At 69.9% G+C, this 14739-nt stretch carries 14 protein-coding genes; 2 read left to right on the forward strand and 12 right to left on the reverse strand.

The window, feature by feature from the left end:
* Positions 1-5 precede the first annotated feature (5 nt).
* From murD to PT015_RS06990, 12 genes are all read right to left on the reverse strand, one after another.
* Positions 6-1463: a UDP-N-acetylmuramoyl-L-alanine--D-glutamate ligase gene (gene murD / locus PT015_RS06935; protein WP_285189809.1), complete on the reverse strand. Its 1458-nt coding sequence runs from the start codon at positions 1461-1463 to the stop codon at positions 6-8.
* The gene (gene mraY, locus PT015_RS06940) at positions 1460-2542 is read right to left on the reverse strand and encodes a phospho-N-acetylmuramoyl-pentapeptide-transferase (protein WP_285189811.1); all 1083 of its coding nucleotides are present in this window, start codon (positions 2540-2542) and stop codon (positions 1460-1462) included. Before mraY ends, murD begins: the two co-directional genes overlap by 4 nt.
* Positions 2539-4050 (reverse strand): UDP-N-acetylmuramoyl-tripeptide--D-alanyl-D-alanine ligase, encoded by a 1512-nt coding sequence (locus PT015_RS06945; protein WP_285189812.1) that lies wholly within the window; start codon positions 4048-4050, stop codon positions 2539-2541. The genes mraY and PT015_RS06945 overlap by 4 nt, the downstream gene beginning before the upstream one ends.
* Positions 4047-5666 carry a UDP-N-acetylmuramoyl-L-alanyl-D-glutamate--2,6-diaminopimelate ligase gene (locus PT015_RS06950; RefSeq protein WP_390887945.1) on the reverse strand — a complete coding sequence of 540 codons (1620 nt, stop codon included), beginning with the start codon at positions 5664-5666 and terminating at the stop codon, positions 4047-4049. The genes PT015_RS06945 and PT015_RS06950 overlap by 4 nt, the downstream gene beginning before the upstream one ends.
* Positions 5632-5946, reverse strand: a complete 315-nt coding sequence (locus PT015_RS06955; RefSeq protein WP_285189815.1) for a hypothetical protein — start codon at positions 5944-5946, stop codon at positions 5632-5634. Before PT015_RS06955 ends, PT015_RS06950 begins: the two co-directional genes overlap by 35 nt.
* Entirely contained in the window at positions 5943-7550 is a 1608-nt protein-coding gene (locus PT015_RS06960) for an alpha/beta hydrolase (protein WP_285189818.1), read from the reverse strand. The genes PT015_RS06955 and PT015_RS06960 overlap by 4 nt, the downstream gene beginning before the upstream one ends.
* Positions 7547-7693 (reverse strand): hypothetical protein, encoded by a 147-nt coding sequence (locus PT015_RS06965; RefSeq protein WP_285189820.1) that lies wholly within the window; start codon positions 7691-7693, stop codon positions 7547-7549. The genes PT015_RS06960 and PT015_RS06965 overlap by 4 nt, the downstream gene beginning before the upstream one ends.
* Before the next feature lie 72 nt (positions 7694-7765).
* Positions 7766-9673 (reverse strand): peptidoglycan D,D-transpeptidase FtsI family protein, encoded by a 1908-nt coding sequence (locus PT015_RS06970; RefSeq protein WP_285189821.1) that lies wholly within the window; start codon positions 9671-9673, stop codon positions 7766-7768.
* The gene (locus PT015_RS06975) at positions 9670-10860 is read right to left on the reverse strand and encodes a hypothetical protein (protein WP_285189822.1); all 1191 of its coding nucleotides are present in this window, start codon (positions 10858-10860) and stop codon (positions 9670-9672) included. The genes PT015_RS06970 and PT015_RS06975 overlap by 4 nt, the downstream gene beginning before the upstream one ends.
* A complete protein-coding gene (gene rsmH, locus PT015_RS06980) occupies positions 10857-12059 on the reverse strand; it encodes a 16S rRNA (cytosine(1402)-N(4))-methyltransferase RsmH (protein WP_390887946.1) in 1203 nt (400 codons plus the stop codon). Before rsmH ends, PT015_RS06975 begins: the two co-directional genes overlap by 4 nt.
* The gene (gene mraZ, locus PT015_RS06985) at positions 12034-12465 is read right to left on the reverse strand and encodes a division/cell wall cluster transcriptional repressor MraZ (protein ID WP_285190977.1); all 432 of its coding nucleotides are present in this window, start codon (positions 12463-12465) and stop codon (positions 12034-12036) included. The genes rsmH and mraZ overlap by 26 nt, the downstream gene beginning before the upstream one ends.
* 298 nt (positions 12466-12763) lie before the next feature.
* Positions 12764-13165, reverse strand: a complete 402-nt coding sequence (locus tag PT015_RS06990; RefSeq protein WP_285189825.1) for a DUF3040 domain-containing protein — start codon at positions 13163-13165, stop codon at positions 12764-12766.
* Positions 13166-13379: 214 nt separating this feature from the next.
* On the opposite strand from PT015_RS06990, the gene PT015_RS06995 reads away from it, so the two are divergent.
* On the forward strand, positions 13380-13979 hold the full coding sequence (locus PT015_RS06995; RefSeq protein ID WP_285189826.1) for a GNAT family N-acetyltransferase: 600 nt from the start codon (positions 13380-13382) through the stop codon (positions 13977-13979).
* A gap of 127 nt (positions 13980-14106) precedes the next feature.
* Positions 14107-14739, forward strand: a complete 633-nt coding sequence (locus PT015_RS07000) for an LppM family (lipo)protein (RefSeq protein WP_285190978.1) — start codon at positions 14107-14109, stop codon at positions 14737-14739.

The following is a 14739-nucleotide window of genomic DNA, read 5'->3' on the forward strand; positions in this document are numbered from 1 at the left end:
CGCCGCTACCGCTGCGTCGCGCGGACCGCGGCCGCGAACGCGTCACCGCGCTCGCCATAGCCGGTGAACTGGTCGAACGAGGCGCCGGCCGGGGCCAGCACCACCGCATCGCCCGGGCCGGCAAGGTCGCGCGCGGCGGCCACGGCGGCCGCCATCACGCGAGTGCCGACAGTCTCGTCCGACGATGGAGGTGTCACATACGTAACAGGAGACTCAGCGGGCGCATGCATATCAGCATTCTCGTCTGCCACAACCTGTACGACGGGCACATCCGGTGCGTGTCGCGATAACGCCTCCGCAACCATCGCCCGGTCGCGGCCGATCAGCACCGCTCCGACCAGCCGCGACGCGACCCTGCGCACGGTCTCGTCGACCGAGGCGCCTTTGAGCAATCCGCCCGCGATCCACACCGCCCGCGGGTAGGCCAGCAGCGACGCCTCGGCGGCGTGCGGGTTGGTCGCCTTGGAGTCGTCGACGTAGCTCACCTGATCGATGACGGCGACCAGCTCGGCGCGATGCCGTCCGACCTGGAACGTCGACAACGCCGCGGCGATCGCGTCCGCGCGCACCCCGATGCTGCGGGCCAGCGCCGCGGCAGCCAGGGCGTCGAGCACGCCCACCGGGCCCGGCACGGGGATGGTCGCCACCGGCGCCAGCGGCTCGCCGTCGGCGAACGCGCGGTCGACCAGCATGCCGTCGCGGACGCCGAGTTCACCGGCCGCGGGCTCACCCAGCCTGAAGCCGACCCGGATCGGAGCGGGTGCCTGGGACAGCAGCGCGGTCGCGGCCGGGTCGTCGAGGCCGGCGACCGCGACTCGGCCGCGCAGCACACCGGACTTCGCGGCGGCGTAGTCGGCCAGGGTGCCGTGCCAGTCGAGGTGGTCCTCGGCGATGTTAAGCACCACCCCGGCCTCGGGTCGCAGCGACGGCGCCCAGTGCAGTTGGAAGCTGGACAGCTCGACGGCCAGCACGTCGGCGGGTTCGTGCAGTTCATCCAGCACCGGGTTGCCGATGTTGCCGCACAGTCGACTCTGCACGCCGGCGGCGACGAGCATCGCCTGCAGCATCGATGTGGTCGTGGTCTTGCCGTTGGTGCCGGTGACGGTCAGCCAGCGCCGCGGCGGGCCGTAGTGGCCGGCCTGGTCGAGCCGCCACGCCAGCTCGACGTCCCCCCACACCGGGACGCCGGCGGCCGCCGCGGCCGTGGGTATCGGCGCGGTCGGCGCGAAGCCCGGGCTGACGACCACCAGCGCGTAGTCGGCGATGCACTCGGCGGCGGTCACGGAGTCGACGGTCGGCGTGCCGGTCTGCTCGACCTGCTGGCGGATCGCCGGATCGTCGTCGAAAACCGTTGGTGCCGCACCGAACTCGGCGAGCGCGGCGAGCACCGCACGGCCGGTCACCCTGCCACCCGCGACCAGTACCCGCGCGCCGGCCGACAGGTCGTCGAGCGAGAGGCTCATCCGCCGCCGGTGGCCGCGAGCCACTCGCTGTAGAACAGCGCGACGCCCAGCCCGCAGCTGATCGCGGTGAGCAGCCAGAACCGGATGATCACCGTCGTCTCGGCCCAGCCGACCAACTCGAAGTGATGATGGAAGGGCGCCATCCGGAACACCCGGCGTCCGGTAGTGCGGAAGGCCAGAATCTGCACGACCACCGAGACGATCTCGGCGACGAACAGCGAGCCGAGCACCACGGCGAGGATCTCGGTGCGGCTGGTCACCGAGATGCCGGCGATGATCCCGCCCAGCGCCAGTGAGCCGGTGTCGCCCATGAAGATCTTGGCGGGCGCCGCGTTCCACCACAGGAACCCGATACACGCGCCCGCGGTCGCGGCGGCGATGATCGCCAGGTCCAGCGGGTCGCGGACGTTGTAGCAGCCCAGTCCGGGCGCCGTCGCGCACGCATTGCGGTACTGCCAGAACGTGATCAGCACGTAGGCGGCGGTCACCATCGCCATCGAGCCGGCGGCCAGGCCGTCGAGCCCGTCGGTGAAGTTGACTGCGTTGGACCACGCGCTGACGACGATCACGCAGAACAGCACGAACAGCGCGGGAGCCAACGTGACGGTGGCGATTTCGCGCACGTAGGACAGGTCCGACGTGCCAGGGGTGAGGCCGGCCTCGTTGCGGAACTGCAGGACGAGGATGCCGACCAGGACCGCGGCCGTGATCTGCCCGATGGTCTTGGCCGTCTTGTTCAGGCCCAGGTTGCGCGATCGGCGGACCTTGATCAGGTCGTCGATGAACCCGACAACACCCAGCGTGGTGGAAAGGAACAGCACCAATAGCCCCGAGGCCGACGGGCCGTTGCCGTTGAAGGCCAGGCCGGCCAGGTGGGTGCCGAGGTAACCGGCCCAGATGCCGGCCAGGATCGCGACCCCACCCATCGAGGGGGTGCCGCGCTTGGTCTTGTGACTCGGCGGGCCGTCTTCGCGGACTTCGTGGCCGAAGCCCTGCCGGTTGAACAGCCGGATCAGCATCGGGGTCAGCAGAATCGACACCGTCAGCGAGATCGCGACGGCGAGCAGGATGTCGATCATCGGGTATCGCCCGCGCCGTCGGATGTCAGCGCATCGGCAAGCGCGCCGAGCCCCGCCGCGTTGGAGGCCTTGACCAGCACCACGTCGCCGGGCCGCAGCTCAGCCCGCAGGACGGCCAGGGCCGCGTCGGCGTCGGCCACCAGCGCGGCCTCGTCACCGAACGAGCCCTCCATGACCGCCCCCTGGTGCATGGCGCTCATAGACCTCCCCGTTCCGACGACAATGAGTCGAGACACATCTAATCGCACCGCCAACCGGCCGATGCGGTCATGCTCGGATATCGCGTCGTCGCCGAGCTCGCCCATCTCCCCCAGCACCGCCCAGCTTCTCCGTTTTTCGGCGACGTTCGCCCCGGGCCCGGACGAAATCCAGGCCAGCGCCTGCAGCCCGGCGCGCATCGAATCCGGGTTGGCGTTGTAGGCGTCGTCGATCACGGTGACCCCGTCGGCGCGGGTGCTGACCCGCATCCGATGACCCGACACCGGCCCGGCGCCGGCCAGCGCGGCCGCAACCTGCGCGGGGGTCGCGCCGCACTCCAGCGCGACGGCCGCGGCTTGCAACGCGTTGCTGACGTGGTGGTCGCCGTGCACGGCCAGCTGGATCTCGACGCTGGCGTCACCCGCGTGCAGGGTGAACTGCGGCCTGGCCAGCTCGTCGAGCGTGACCGGCCCGGCCCACACGTCGGCCTCGAAGTTTCGACTGACCCGCACCACGCGGGCGGCGGTGACGTCGGCCATCGCGGCGACAGCCGGGTCGTCGGCGTTGAGCACCACGACTCCGGATGCCGGAACAGCTTGTGGCAGTTCACTTTTGGTTTGGGCTATGACTTCCCGCGAGCCGAACTCGCCGAGGTGAGCGGTGCCGACGTTGAGCACCACCCCGATGGCGGGCGGCGCGATCGCGGCGAGCGCGGCGATGTTGCCGGGGTGACGAGCCGACAACTCGAGGATCAGGTAGTCGGTGGCGGGCGTCGCACGCAGCACCGTCCACGGATGGCCGAGTTCGTTGTTGAACGAGCCGGGTGGCGCGATCACCTCACCGAGCGGCGCGAGCACCGCCGCCAGCAGGTCTTTGGTGGACGTCTTGCCCGACGAGCCGGTGATGCCGATGATCGTCAGTCCGCCGGCGACCAATTCGGCCGCGACCGCCGCGGCGAGCGTGGCCAGCGCGGCCAGCACCGCCGCGCCCGAACCGTCGGTGTCGTGTTCGAGAACGCCAGCGCCCCTGGCGTCGGGCCGACGACCTGCCGAAGCGACGACAATCGCGGGGACGCCGACCGGGCGGGCGGCCAGCACGGCGACCGCGCCGGCCTCGACAGCGGCGACGGCATGGTCGTGGCCGTCGACTCGGGCACCCGGCAGCGCGAGGAACAGCCCGCCGGAAGTGACCTTGCGCGAGTCGAATTCGACGGTCCCGGTCACGTGCAGCGTGGCGGCGTCCTCGGCGGAGATGCCGGCCAGCTGACCGCCGACGATCTCGGCGATCTGCGCCACCGTGAGGTCGATCATTCCAGGGCCTCGAGCGCGGTGGCGAGTTCGACGCGGTCGTCGAAGGGCTGCGTCTGGCCGTTGCGGGTCTGACCGGTCTCGTGGCCCTTGCCGGCGATCAACACGACGTCGTCGGCGCCAGCCCAGGCCACCGCACGCTCGATCGCGTCGCGCCGGTCGCCGACTTCGACGATATCGGCCCCGGTGTTGGCTTCGGTTGCGCCGGTGAGGATTTCGCGGCGGATCGCGGCCGGGTCCTCGCTGCGCGGGTTGTCGTCGGTCACCACCACCAGGTCCGCCAATTCGGCTGCGACGCGGCCCATTTCGGCCCGCTTGCCCGGGTCGCGGTCGCCGCCGGCGCCGAACACGACGGCCAACCGGCTAGCCGGGCGGCGCAGCGTGCGCAGCACCTCGTGCAGCGCGCCGGGCTTGTGCGCGTAGTCGACCAGGGCGAGGAAGTTCTGCCCGCGGTCGACCCGCTCGAGCCGGCCGGGGACCTGGGTCTGCCGCAGTCCGGCCGACGCCTGTTCGGGCGATACCCCGACGGCATCCAGAACCGCCAGGGCGACAAGGCAATTGGCGACGTTGTAGTCGCCCGGCAAAGCGATACCCAGCCGGTGCTGAACACCGGCCGGATCGACCGCGGTGAACTCTTGAGCGCCGGCCCGCGCCTCGACGGACTCGGCGCGCCAGTCGGCGGGCCGGCCCTTGGTGCTGACGGTGACCGCGACGTCGGCGCGGTGGGCCATCGCCCGGCCGGCGTCGTCGTCGACGCACACCACCGCGCGGCGGGCGCGCAGCGGTGATGCCGGGTCGAACAGTCGCGCCTTGGCGTCGAAGTAGTCCTCCATCGTCGGGTGGAAGTCGAGGTGGTCGCGGGACAGGTTGGTGAAGGCGCCGACCGCGAATCCGATGCCGTCCACCCGGCCCAGGGTCAGCGCATGGCTGGACACCTCCATCACCACGGTGTCGACGCCACGCTCGGCCATCGCCGCGAGCAGGGCCTGCAGCGCCGGCGCCTCGGGGGTGGTCAGGGCGCTGGGGATGTCCTCGCCGTTGATCCGCAGGCCGACGGTGCCGATCAGGCCCACCGAGCGGCCGGCCGAGCGCAGGCCGGCCTCGATCAGGTAGGTCGTCGTGGTCTTGCCCGAGGTGCCGGTGACGCCGATGACCGCGACACGTTCGGACGGGTGGCCGTAGACGGTGGCGGCGATCTCCCCCAGCACGCCGCGGGGCTGCGGGTGCACCAGTACTGCCATCGATCCGGCGTCAGGGTTGATCTGCGCCAACCCGTCGGCGTCGGTGAGCACCGCGACGGCACCGCGTTCGACCGCGTCGCCGTAGAAGCTGGCGCCGTGCGTCGTCGCTCCCGGTAGCGCCGCGAACAGGTCACCGGGCTGCACGTCCTGGGCCCGCAGCGTCACACCGGTGATCTGCAGATCGGACCCGGCGCCGCCTTCGGCGGAAACCGCGCCCACTTGGGCCGCCAACTCCGACAGCGGGACACCCACGACAGAAGTAGGACGCAGCACGCACTCACCTCCGTCGGGCCCGATCAAGCCCTGACACCCTATCGAGCGCGCACGCCCGCGCCGAACGCCGTCACGGCTTGAACGACTGGTAGAGCACCACGACATCGATGCCGAACAGCGCGAACGCCGCCAACGGAATCGCGAAGCCCCACCGGCGTTGCGCACAGCGGGCCGTCGCGACGATGGTCGCCACCGAGACCAGCGGCGCGCCGAACACCAGCAGCGTCAGCACCGGGCCGGGCGGACCCATCCGAGGGCAGTCCTCGTAGGCGCAGCGGTCGGTGCCCATCGCCGCCGCGAAGCCGAACAGCAGCACGAACGCCGCGCCGGGCACCGTCAGCGCCGCCAAAATCCAGGTCAGGATCGCGCGCGGCCGGGCCGTCAACGTCGCCCCGGATGCGGATAGGGGGCGAGCAACGTCGGCGCCATCATCAACTGCTCTCTCCCGTCGGGTAGGGCGGCAATCCCAGCGGCAATCACCGCGAGGTTGTATCCCGACATTCTCAGCAGCGGCTCGCCGCCCGGTCTTATCGTCGGCTGCACATAGGCGGAATGGTTGTGCACACCTTCACGCCGAACGCCGTCGGGACTGGTGCCGGACTGCGACGACAGCTCGGGCAGCATCCCGGCATACGGATCGGCGCCCCAGCCGTGCAGCGGCGCCAGCGGCGCCAATTCGGTGATCCAGTCGCCGCCGGGTGGGGCTTTCATGACGAACGCGTGCCCGCTCGCCAAGCCGAGCCGTCCGGGGTCGGACAGACCCAGCCCCGGCGACCCGTAGAACACCGCCTCGTCGACCGGATGCAGTCCCTGCGAGTGCAGTCGCTGCAGAGCCAGCGACGCGGTCAGCGATCCGTAGCTGTGACCGAACAGGCTCAGGTGCGCGGCGGGGTTGCCGGCGTGTAGCCGCTGCAAGTACGGCGCCAATGCCGTTGCGCCGGAACGCGCCTGGGCGTCGCTGAGTGTGCGCCAGTAGTCGCGCGGGCTGTTCGTGTCGAGCGGGTCGGGCGGCGGGTCGTAGCCCACCCACGCGATGGTCGCCACCGAGCCCGCGCGCCCGAGGCGGCGCAGTTCTCCATTCGCGGTGTTACGCAGGATGCGCGCCTCGGCCACCATGCCGGGCAGCGAATCCCTGGCGCTGGAACCGAGTCCGGGCACCGTCACCGAGATACCGGTCGCGGTGTCGGGATTGCCCACGGCCACTGCGGCGGTGACCTTTCGGCGCGGATCGGCTGGGATGTCGAGTTCGGTCAGGTAGGTCTGCGGCGCGCGGCCGAGAGCGGTGTCGACGGCGTCGAGCTCCACGAGCCGGGACCGGGCCGCCTCGAGCTGAACGGGGATGTCGCGCAGGCTGTTCGGCCCGCCGAGAGTGCGGGTCAGGTCGTCGATGCGTGCCTGCAACCTGGCCCGATCTTCCCGCAGCCGGTCCCGGTTGGCGGCGTCCTGCCGCTGGGTGGGGGTCAGTCCCGGCGGGCCCACCGGCGGTGCGTCGTCGACCACGATCGCGGCGTCACCGTCGGCCATGTCGATAGCGGCCGCCAACTCGTCGTCGATCGCGGTGGCGGCGGCGAGGATGGCATCGAGCATCGGCTGCAGCTGCATTCCGGCGATAACCGCCTCCAGGGCAAGGCAATTCACAACCGGTACCAAGGCGTCGGTGTGTACGTCGATCGCCATGTGCAGCGCGGCGGCGTCGTGGCGCAGCGCGCGCAGTTCCGACTGCACCCGATCGATACCGTCGGCGGCCTGTTCGGCCGCGCGAGCCACCGCCAGCGCCTCGTTGCCGTGGGCGTCGAGGTCGACCCGGAGGCCGGCGTTGGCGTGCTTGCGGGCCTCGGCGGTCGCGCCCTCCCAGGTGTCGAACACCGCGAGCGTGCCGAGCTGACGCGCCGCGTCCAGCGTGGCCTGCCCGCGCGCACTCGCGGCCCGAAACACCTCGCGCACGGCCGCTGAGTTCCACCGGTCTATGTCGGCCACCGTCAACGTCATCGGTGTGCCGCCCGCGTCGCCGCGTCGTTGTCCAGAGTCAGCGCATGATCCCCAACATCGGTCAGCGATCGCCGCGACGCATCCGACGCCACACGTAGCGCCAACTGCTTGAAGTCGAGCCGAAATTGCTTGCCTGACACCATGACCGTCGCCTCCCGCTTGCTATGTGAGTCCCCCATAACAGCGGCGGGCGGCCGGGCGCAACTCAGCGGTGGCTAGCCAGCTTGCAGCGTCAGCGGCGGACCGGCGTCGGCAGACAGCGGAACGTTGCCGCGCTGCAGGAGCCAGCCGGCGATGTTGTGGAACAGCGGCGCCGCCGAGTGACCCGGCGTGCCATCGGCATTGCGGGCCGGGTTGTCCATCATGATGCCGATGACATAGCGCGGGTCGTCGGTGGTCGCCATGCCCGCGAAGGTGATCCAGTAGACGTTGTCGTAGTAGCAGCCGCACGCCGGGTTGATCTGCTGCGCGGTGCCGGTCTTGCCGGCGATCTGATAACCCTCGACCGCGGCGGCCGGCCCGGTACCCTGCTGCACCCCCGTCGGGTCGCGTTGCACGACGGCGCGCAGCATGTTGCGCACGGTACGCGCGGTCTCCGGCGACACCACCCGGACGCCTTCGGGGCGCGGCTCGTCGGTGCGCGTGCCGTCCGCGCCGACGGTGGACTTGATGATCCGCGGTGGCATCCGCACACCGTCGTTGGCGATCGCCTGGTACATGCCGGCCATCTGCACCAGCGTCATCGAAAGGCCCTGTCCGATCGGCAGGTTGGAGAACGAGCTGCCCGACCACTGTCCGATCGGCGGCACCAAACCCGCGCTCTCGCCGGGCAGGCCGATGCCGGTGCGCTGACCGAGGCCGAACTTCTCCAGCATGTCGAAGTAGCGTTGCGGCCCGACGCGTTGCGCGAGCATCAGCGTCCCCACGTTCGACGACTTACCGAACACCCCGGTGGTGGTGTAGGGCGCGACACCGTGCTCCCAGGCGTCGTGCACGTTCACCCCGCCCATGTTGATCGAGCCCGGAACCTGTAGCACCTCATCGGGATTCGACAGGCCGTACTCGATCACCGACGAGGCGGTGATGATCTTGTTCACCGACCCGGGTTCGAACGGCGACGACACCGCGGGGTTTCCCAGCTGCTTGTCGCCCTGACGCCCGATGTCCTGGGACGGGTCGAAGGTGTTGTCGTTCGACATCGCCAGCACTTCACCGGTTTTCGAGTCCATCACGACAGCCGAGACGTTGCGGGCGCCCGACAGGTTTTTGGCCTGCTGCACCTGCTGCTGGACGTAGAACTGGATGTCGTCGTCGATGGTCAGCTGGATCGTCGCGCCGTTGACCGCGTGGTGCTGGTTGCGGTAGCTGCCCGGGATCACGACCCCGTCCGAGCCGCGGTCGTAGGTCACCGAGCCGTCGGTGCCGGCCAGCTCGGCGTCCATCGAATCTTCCAAGCCGAGCAAACCGTGCCCGTCCCAATCGATTCCGCCGACCACGTTGGCGGCCAGCGATCCCCCGGGATACTGGCGCAGATCCTGGCGCTCCGCGCCGACCTCGGGGAATTTGCGGGTGATCGTGGTGGCGATCGCCGGGTCGACGGCGCGGGCGAGGTAGACGAACGTCTCGTCGCTGCGCAGCTTCTTCAGGATGGTGGCCTTGTCCGGCTTGTTGTTGAGCCGGGTCGCCACGTCCTTAGCGATCTCGTTCAACCGCTTTTGCGGATCGGGGGCCTTCGCGTTCTTCTGCTTGGCCTCGGTGAGCTGTTTGAGGATGCGCTTCGGCTGGAACGTCAACGCGCGGGCCTCGATGGTGAAGGCGAGTTGATTGTTGTTGCGGTCGACGATGCTGCCGCGAACCGCCTTCGAGACGTCGGTGACCTTCAACTGGCCCGCGGCCTCGGCCCGCAACCCGGCGGCCTTGGGCACCTGCAGGTAAAACAGCTGCGCCCCGGCGATTACCAGAGCCAGGAAAATGACGCCGTTGCCGACCCGGTGCCGGAAGACGAAAGACGCTCCACGGCTTCCGATTTCGACCGCCTGGCGGGTGCGGCGCTCGCGCGCCGAACGGAGCGGAGCGCCAGCCTTGGGCCGAGTTGGCTTGTGGGGCTGGGCCGGTCGCTTCATCGCGGTGCGCCGGGCGGGGTGACCGTCAGCGGACCGAACTGTTCGCCGACCAGCGGACCGGCGGGCGCGAGATGATGCGGCATACCTGGTAAGTCTGCCGGCGAGGACGCCACGGGCGGGGGTGCCACGCCGGCCGGGGGCACCGGTGCTACCGGCGCGGCCGGCGGCAGTACCGGACCGGCCAGCGGTGCCGGCGCGACGGGGGCGATCGCCGGCACCTGCACCAGCGGAACGATCGGCGCAGCGGGCGCAGTCGGCAGCGGCTGCGTTCCCGGCGCCAGCGGCACTCCCGGCACCGGCATGCCCGGCACGGGACCCGGTCCGGCACCCGGCATCGGCAACGGCCCGTCGGGCGACGGCAGGTGTTCGGGCCCCAACGTGGTCGCACCGTCGGGGCTGCGGACCAGGCCGTCGGGACCCGGCGCCAGCGGAACGGCCGGAGCGCCGATGCCGGGCAGCACCCGTGCGGGGACCTCGACGGCGTTGACGGGCGGAGCCTGCGGCGCGGCCGGCTTCTCGTCGGGCAGCTTGCTGTTCAGCGGTGGCGGCGGAACACCTTGCGCGGGTTTGGGAGTGCCGACCACCACCCAGTTGCCGGCGGGGTCCTGCACCAGGTGTGCGGTGTCGCGGGTGGGGATCATGCCCAGGCCGCGGGCCGCCTCGGCCAGCGCCGGTGCGGACTGTGCCTGCTGCACGTCACGCTCGAGCGCTTCCTTCTCCTGCTGCAGCAACTCGGTGCGCTGCCGGGCACTGCCCAGTTGGTAGGAGCGCTCGGCGGCGTCGGTGGACAGCCATAGCGTGAGCCCGAGTCCGGCGCCGAGTGAGCCGATGACCAGCACGACGAACGGAACCTTGGCCGCCAGCGTGCGCGGTCGCAGGTCGATCGCGAGCAGTCGGTTGAGCAGCCGCTCGCGCAGTGGCGGACGAATAACCTTGGGTGCCTTGGCCTTCCGCGCCTTGGCGCGGGCCTTGGCCTGGTTGGCACTCTTCGCCCGGGCCGGGCGGACTACCGGCCGGGCGACCGGCGAGGTCTGCGGGGCCGACCGCGACGTGCGGGGCTCCCGGGCCGGCGCGGTCGGTTTTCCGGCGGGCTTACCGGCGCGCTGGCCCGGCTTGCGGGACGCGCTCGCCTGTCCGCCACGCCGTTCGCCGGCGCGGGGCGGTTGCGCTGGGCGCTTGGCTTTCATGAGCCTCCCTTCCTCGCTACGTTCGAATTCGATTGCGCCCGTTGGACGGCGCGTAATCGCACCGCCGCACTGCGGGGATTTCGCTCGACTTCCGGGTCGTCGGCGCGTTCGGCGCCGCGGGTCAGCAACGTGAATCGCGCTGCGTGTCCAGGCAATTCGACCGGCAGGCCCGAGGGCGTGCTCGAGGTGGTCGCCTCGGCGAAGACCCGCTTCACGATGCGGTCTTCCAGCGACTGATAGGCCATCACCACGATGCGCCCGTCGACTGCCAGGGCGTCCATGGCCGTGGGCAGCATGGCGCTCAACGCGTCCAGTTCGCCGTTGACCGCGATCCGCAATGCCTGGAAGGTCCGCTTTGCGGGGTGGCCCCCGGTGCGGCGGGCCGGCGCCGGAACCGCTTGGTAGATAACCTCAACCAGCTCCGCGGTGGTGACGAACGGTGTGCGCTCGCGCCGTCGGACGACGTGCGCGGCGATGCGGCGGGCCAGCTTCTCCTCGCCGAAACGGCGCAGGATGTCGCTGATCTCGCGCTCGTCGTAGGTGTTGAGGATTTCGGCGGCGGTCAGCGGCGAGGTCGGGTCCATCCGCATGTCCAGCGGGGCGTCCTGCGCGTAGGAGAAGCCGCGCTCGACCCGGTCCAGTTGCATGGACGAGACGCCGAGGTCGAACAGCATGCCGTCGACGGATTCGATTGATTCGTAGCCGGATTCGGCCAACGCCATCTCGACGTCGTCATACCGGGCCTGCACCAGGGTGAGCCGATCGGCGAATCGGGACAACCGGTCGCGCGCGATGTCGAGAGCGGTGGGGTCGCGGTCGACACCGATCAGTCGCAGACCGGGGAGTTCGGTGAGGAAGCGTTCGGCGTGCCCGCCGGCTCCGAGTGTGCCGTCGACGAGCACCGCGCCCGATCCGTCGGCGGCCCGGCGGGTCAGGGCCGGGCGCAGCAGATCGAAGCAGCGGTCGAGCAGAACGGGCACATGGCCGAAACCACCTGTGGCGTCAGGCATGTCGATACCTTCCCGACGAGAGAATTGGTGGGCGGCTCGGCATGGGCGGTGACCGATGCGGCCGGCCGCTGCATCGAGGTCCCTGTCCGACGGCACGAACCTGGCGTTGGGGAAGTACGTCAGGGTCGGTTCGGGCAGAGGCCACGGTGCACGGGCACGCGCCTCAGATAATGTCGCCGAGTGCTTCATCGCTGGCTGCGGAGAAGTTCTCTTCGTGGGTCTCTTGGTACTGCTGCCAGGCCGCTGCGTCCCAGATCTCCAGGTAGTCAATGGATCCGATGACGACGCAGTCCTTGGAAAGGCTTGCATAGCGGCGGTGGTCGGCCGACAAGGTGATTCGGCCTTGCGCATCGGGGTGCTGTTCGTCGGTTCCGGCGGCGAGGTTCCGCAGGAACGCCCGCGCTTCGGGATTGCTTCGCGACGTCTGGCTGGCTTTGCGGGCGAGGTCCTCGAAGGCGGCCCGCGGGTAGACGGCGAGGCTGTGGTCTTGGCTCTTGGTGACCATCAACCCCCCTGCCAGTGCGTCGCGGAATTTGGCGGGCAACGTGAGCCGCCCTTTGTCGTCGAGTTTTGGCGTGTAGGTGCCGAGAAACATCTGGCTACCTCCATGCCTTTCGACTTCGCCCACGATACCCCACAATCCCCCACTTCGCTCCATTTAACGACACGAATGTCACCGAACGGTGTCGTTTCTGCAGGTTTCCAGCCACTGCACGGCGAAAGGTGCGGCCACCGACGCCCCGAGTGGTGCCGAAATCAGGGCGTTGAACTGCGGATATCAACGATGGTGGGGCGAAGTGGGTCGCCACCTATGCTTGGGCCCGCCAGCAGAGCTGTCAGTGGGGCACAAAAAAAGGGCAGCCGCCTGGCTGCCCTTCGTGTGTTCTCCTCCGCTACTCCTCGAAGCGGCGGCGGAACCGGTCTTCCATCCGGCTGGTGAACGACCCGCCGGCATTCTTGCTGCGCCGCTGGCGCGCCGCCGCCGCAGGCCCCGGACGCTCGCCCCGGCCGGCGACCCGCGGGCCGGTGATGGCGAAGACGACGCCGCCGAACATGACCACGAAGCCGAGCAGCGACAGGACCGGAAACGAGCCGATCCAGACCGTTTTCGACGGAATGCCACCGATCAGCAGCGCGATGCCCGCGACGAACAGCAGAGCTCCCTGGAAGCGTCGCCTGGTTGTCGGCGCGCGCAATCCGCCGCCACGAACGCTCGAGGCGAATTTGGGGTCCTCGGCATAGAGAGCGCTCTCGATCTGGTCGAGCATCCGCTGCTCATGATCGGAGAGTGGCATTCGTCCCTCCTTGCCGAAAATCTGTCACGTCACTACCGATAGCACGCTGGTGTCCGCCGCGGGGACAACTAATAAGAATGATACGAGGTCAATCTGCGCGTTACCACCGCTTCGCCTGCCGATTGTAATAGCCCCGGTCGGCGTTCGACGTTTCGCGGTCGCCCCGATAATGGGATGGCGCCCCGCACTGGACCATCGAAGAGGAGATCGCACATTGGTGACGTTCCTCATCAACCTGCCGCCGCAGGACATGCAGCGACGGCTCTCCGAGGCCCTGGGTGTGTATGTCGATGCCATGCACTACCCGCCCGGCACAGAGAATCAGCGCGCGGCGATGTGGCTCGAGCACACTCGACGCCGCGGCTGGCAGGCCGTGGCGGCGGTCGAGGTGGACGCCCCCGCGGGCGCCGAGCCGTCGTCAAACGAGCTGAGCGACGCGCCGCTGCTCGGGGTCGCCTACGGCTACTGCGGGGCCCCGGACCAGTGGTGGCAGCAGCAGGTGGTGGCCGGCCTGCAGCGCAGCGGTTATCCCGACCCCGAAATCAGCAAGCTGATGGCCAGCTACTTCGAGCTGACCGAGTTGCACATCGCTCCCCGCGCCCAGGGCCAAGGCCTCGGCGAGGCGCTGGCCCGTCGGCTGCTCTCGGAGCGCAGCGAGTCCAACGTGCTGCTCTCGACGCCGGAGACCAACGGCGAGGGGAACCGGGCCTGGCGGCTGTACCGGCGGCTGGGGTTCTTCGACGTAATCCGCGGCTACCACTTCACCGGCGACCCACGGGCTTTCGCGATTCTGGGGCGCGCGCTGCCGCTGTAGTGGCACCGGCGCGATCGCGGTCTGGCACGATGACCTGGTGCGCGCCAGCGGTATACAGCTTTCGTCCCGGGTTCCGACGGCTCGGCCGGGCGGTCGCCGCCTGGTCGCGTGGGCGCTGCTGCTGCTGATGATCCCGGCGCTGGCCGGGTGCGTGCGGATCAAGGCGTCGATCACCATCTCACCCGACGACCTGGTGTCCGGCGACATCGTCGCGGCGTCCAAGCCGAAGAACGATAAGGACAACGGCCCCCAGCTCGATCCCAACCTGACCTTCGGCCAGAAGGTGGCGGTGTCCAAGTACGACCGTGACGGCTACGTGGGGTCGCAGGCCAGCTTCTCCGACCTGACATTCGCCGAGTTGCCCGAGCTCGCCCGGATGAACTCCGATGCCCAAGGCGTGAACCTGTCGCTGCGCCGGGCCGGCGACCTGGTCATCCTCGAGGGGCGCGCGGACCTGACGTCGCTGACCGATCCTGACGCCGACGTCGAGTTGTCGGTGGCCTTCCCTGGTTCGGTGACCTCCACCAACGGCGATCGGGTCGACGAGCAGACCGTGCAGTGGAAGTTGAAGCCCGGCGTGGTCAGCATTCTCAGCGCGCAGGCCCGCTACACCGATCCGAGCACCCGCTCGTTCCAGGGCGCGGCGCTGTGGCTGCTGCTCGCCTCACTCGGGACGGCCGCCGCGGTAGGTGGCCTGGCCTGGTACGCCCGCGACCGCTCGCCGCGGTTCTCCGAGCCGAGCGACTCGTCGGCCAGCTGA

Origin of the sequence: Candidatus Mycobacterium wuenschmannii (assembly GCF_030252325.1) — a bacterium.
Lineage (GTDB): Bacteria > Actinomycetota > Actinomycetes > Mycobacteriales > Mycobacteriaceae > Mycobacterium > Mycobacterium wuenschmannii.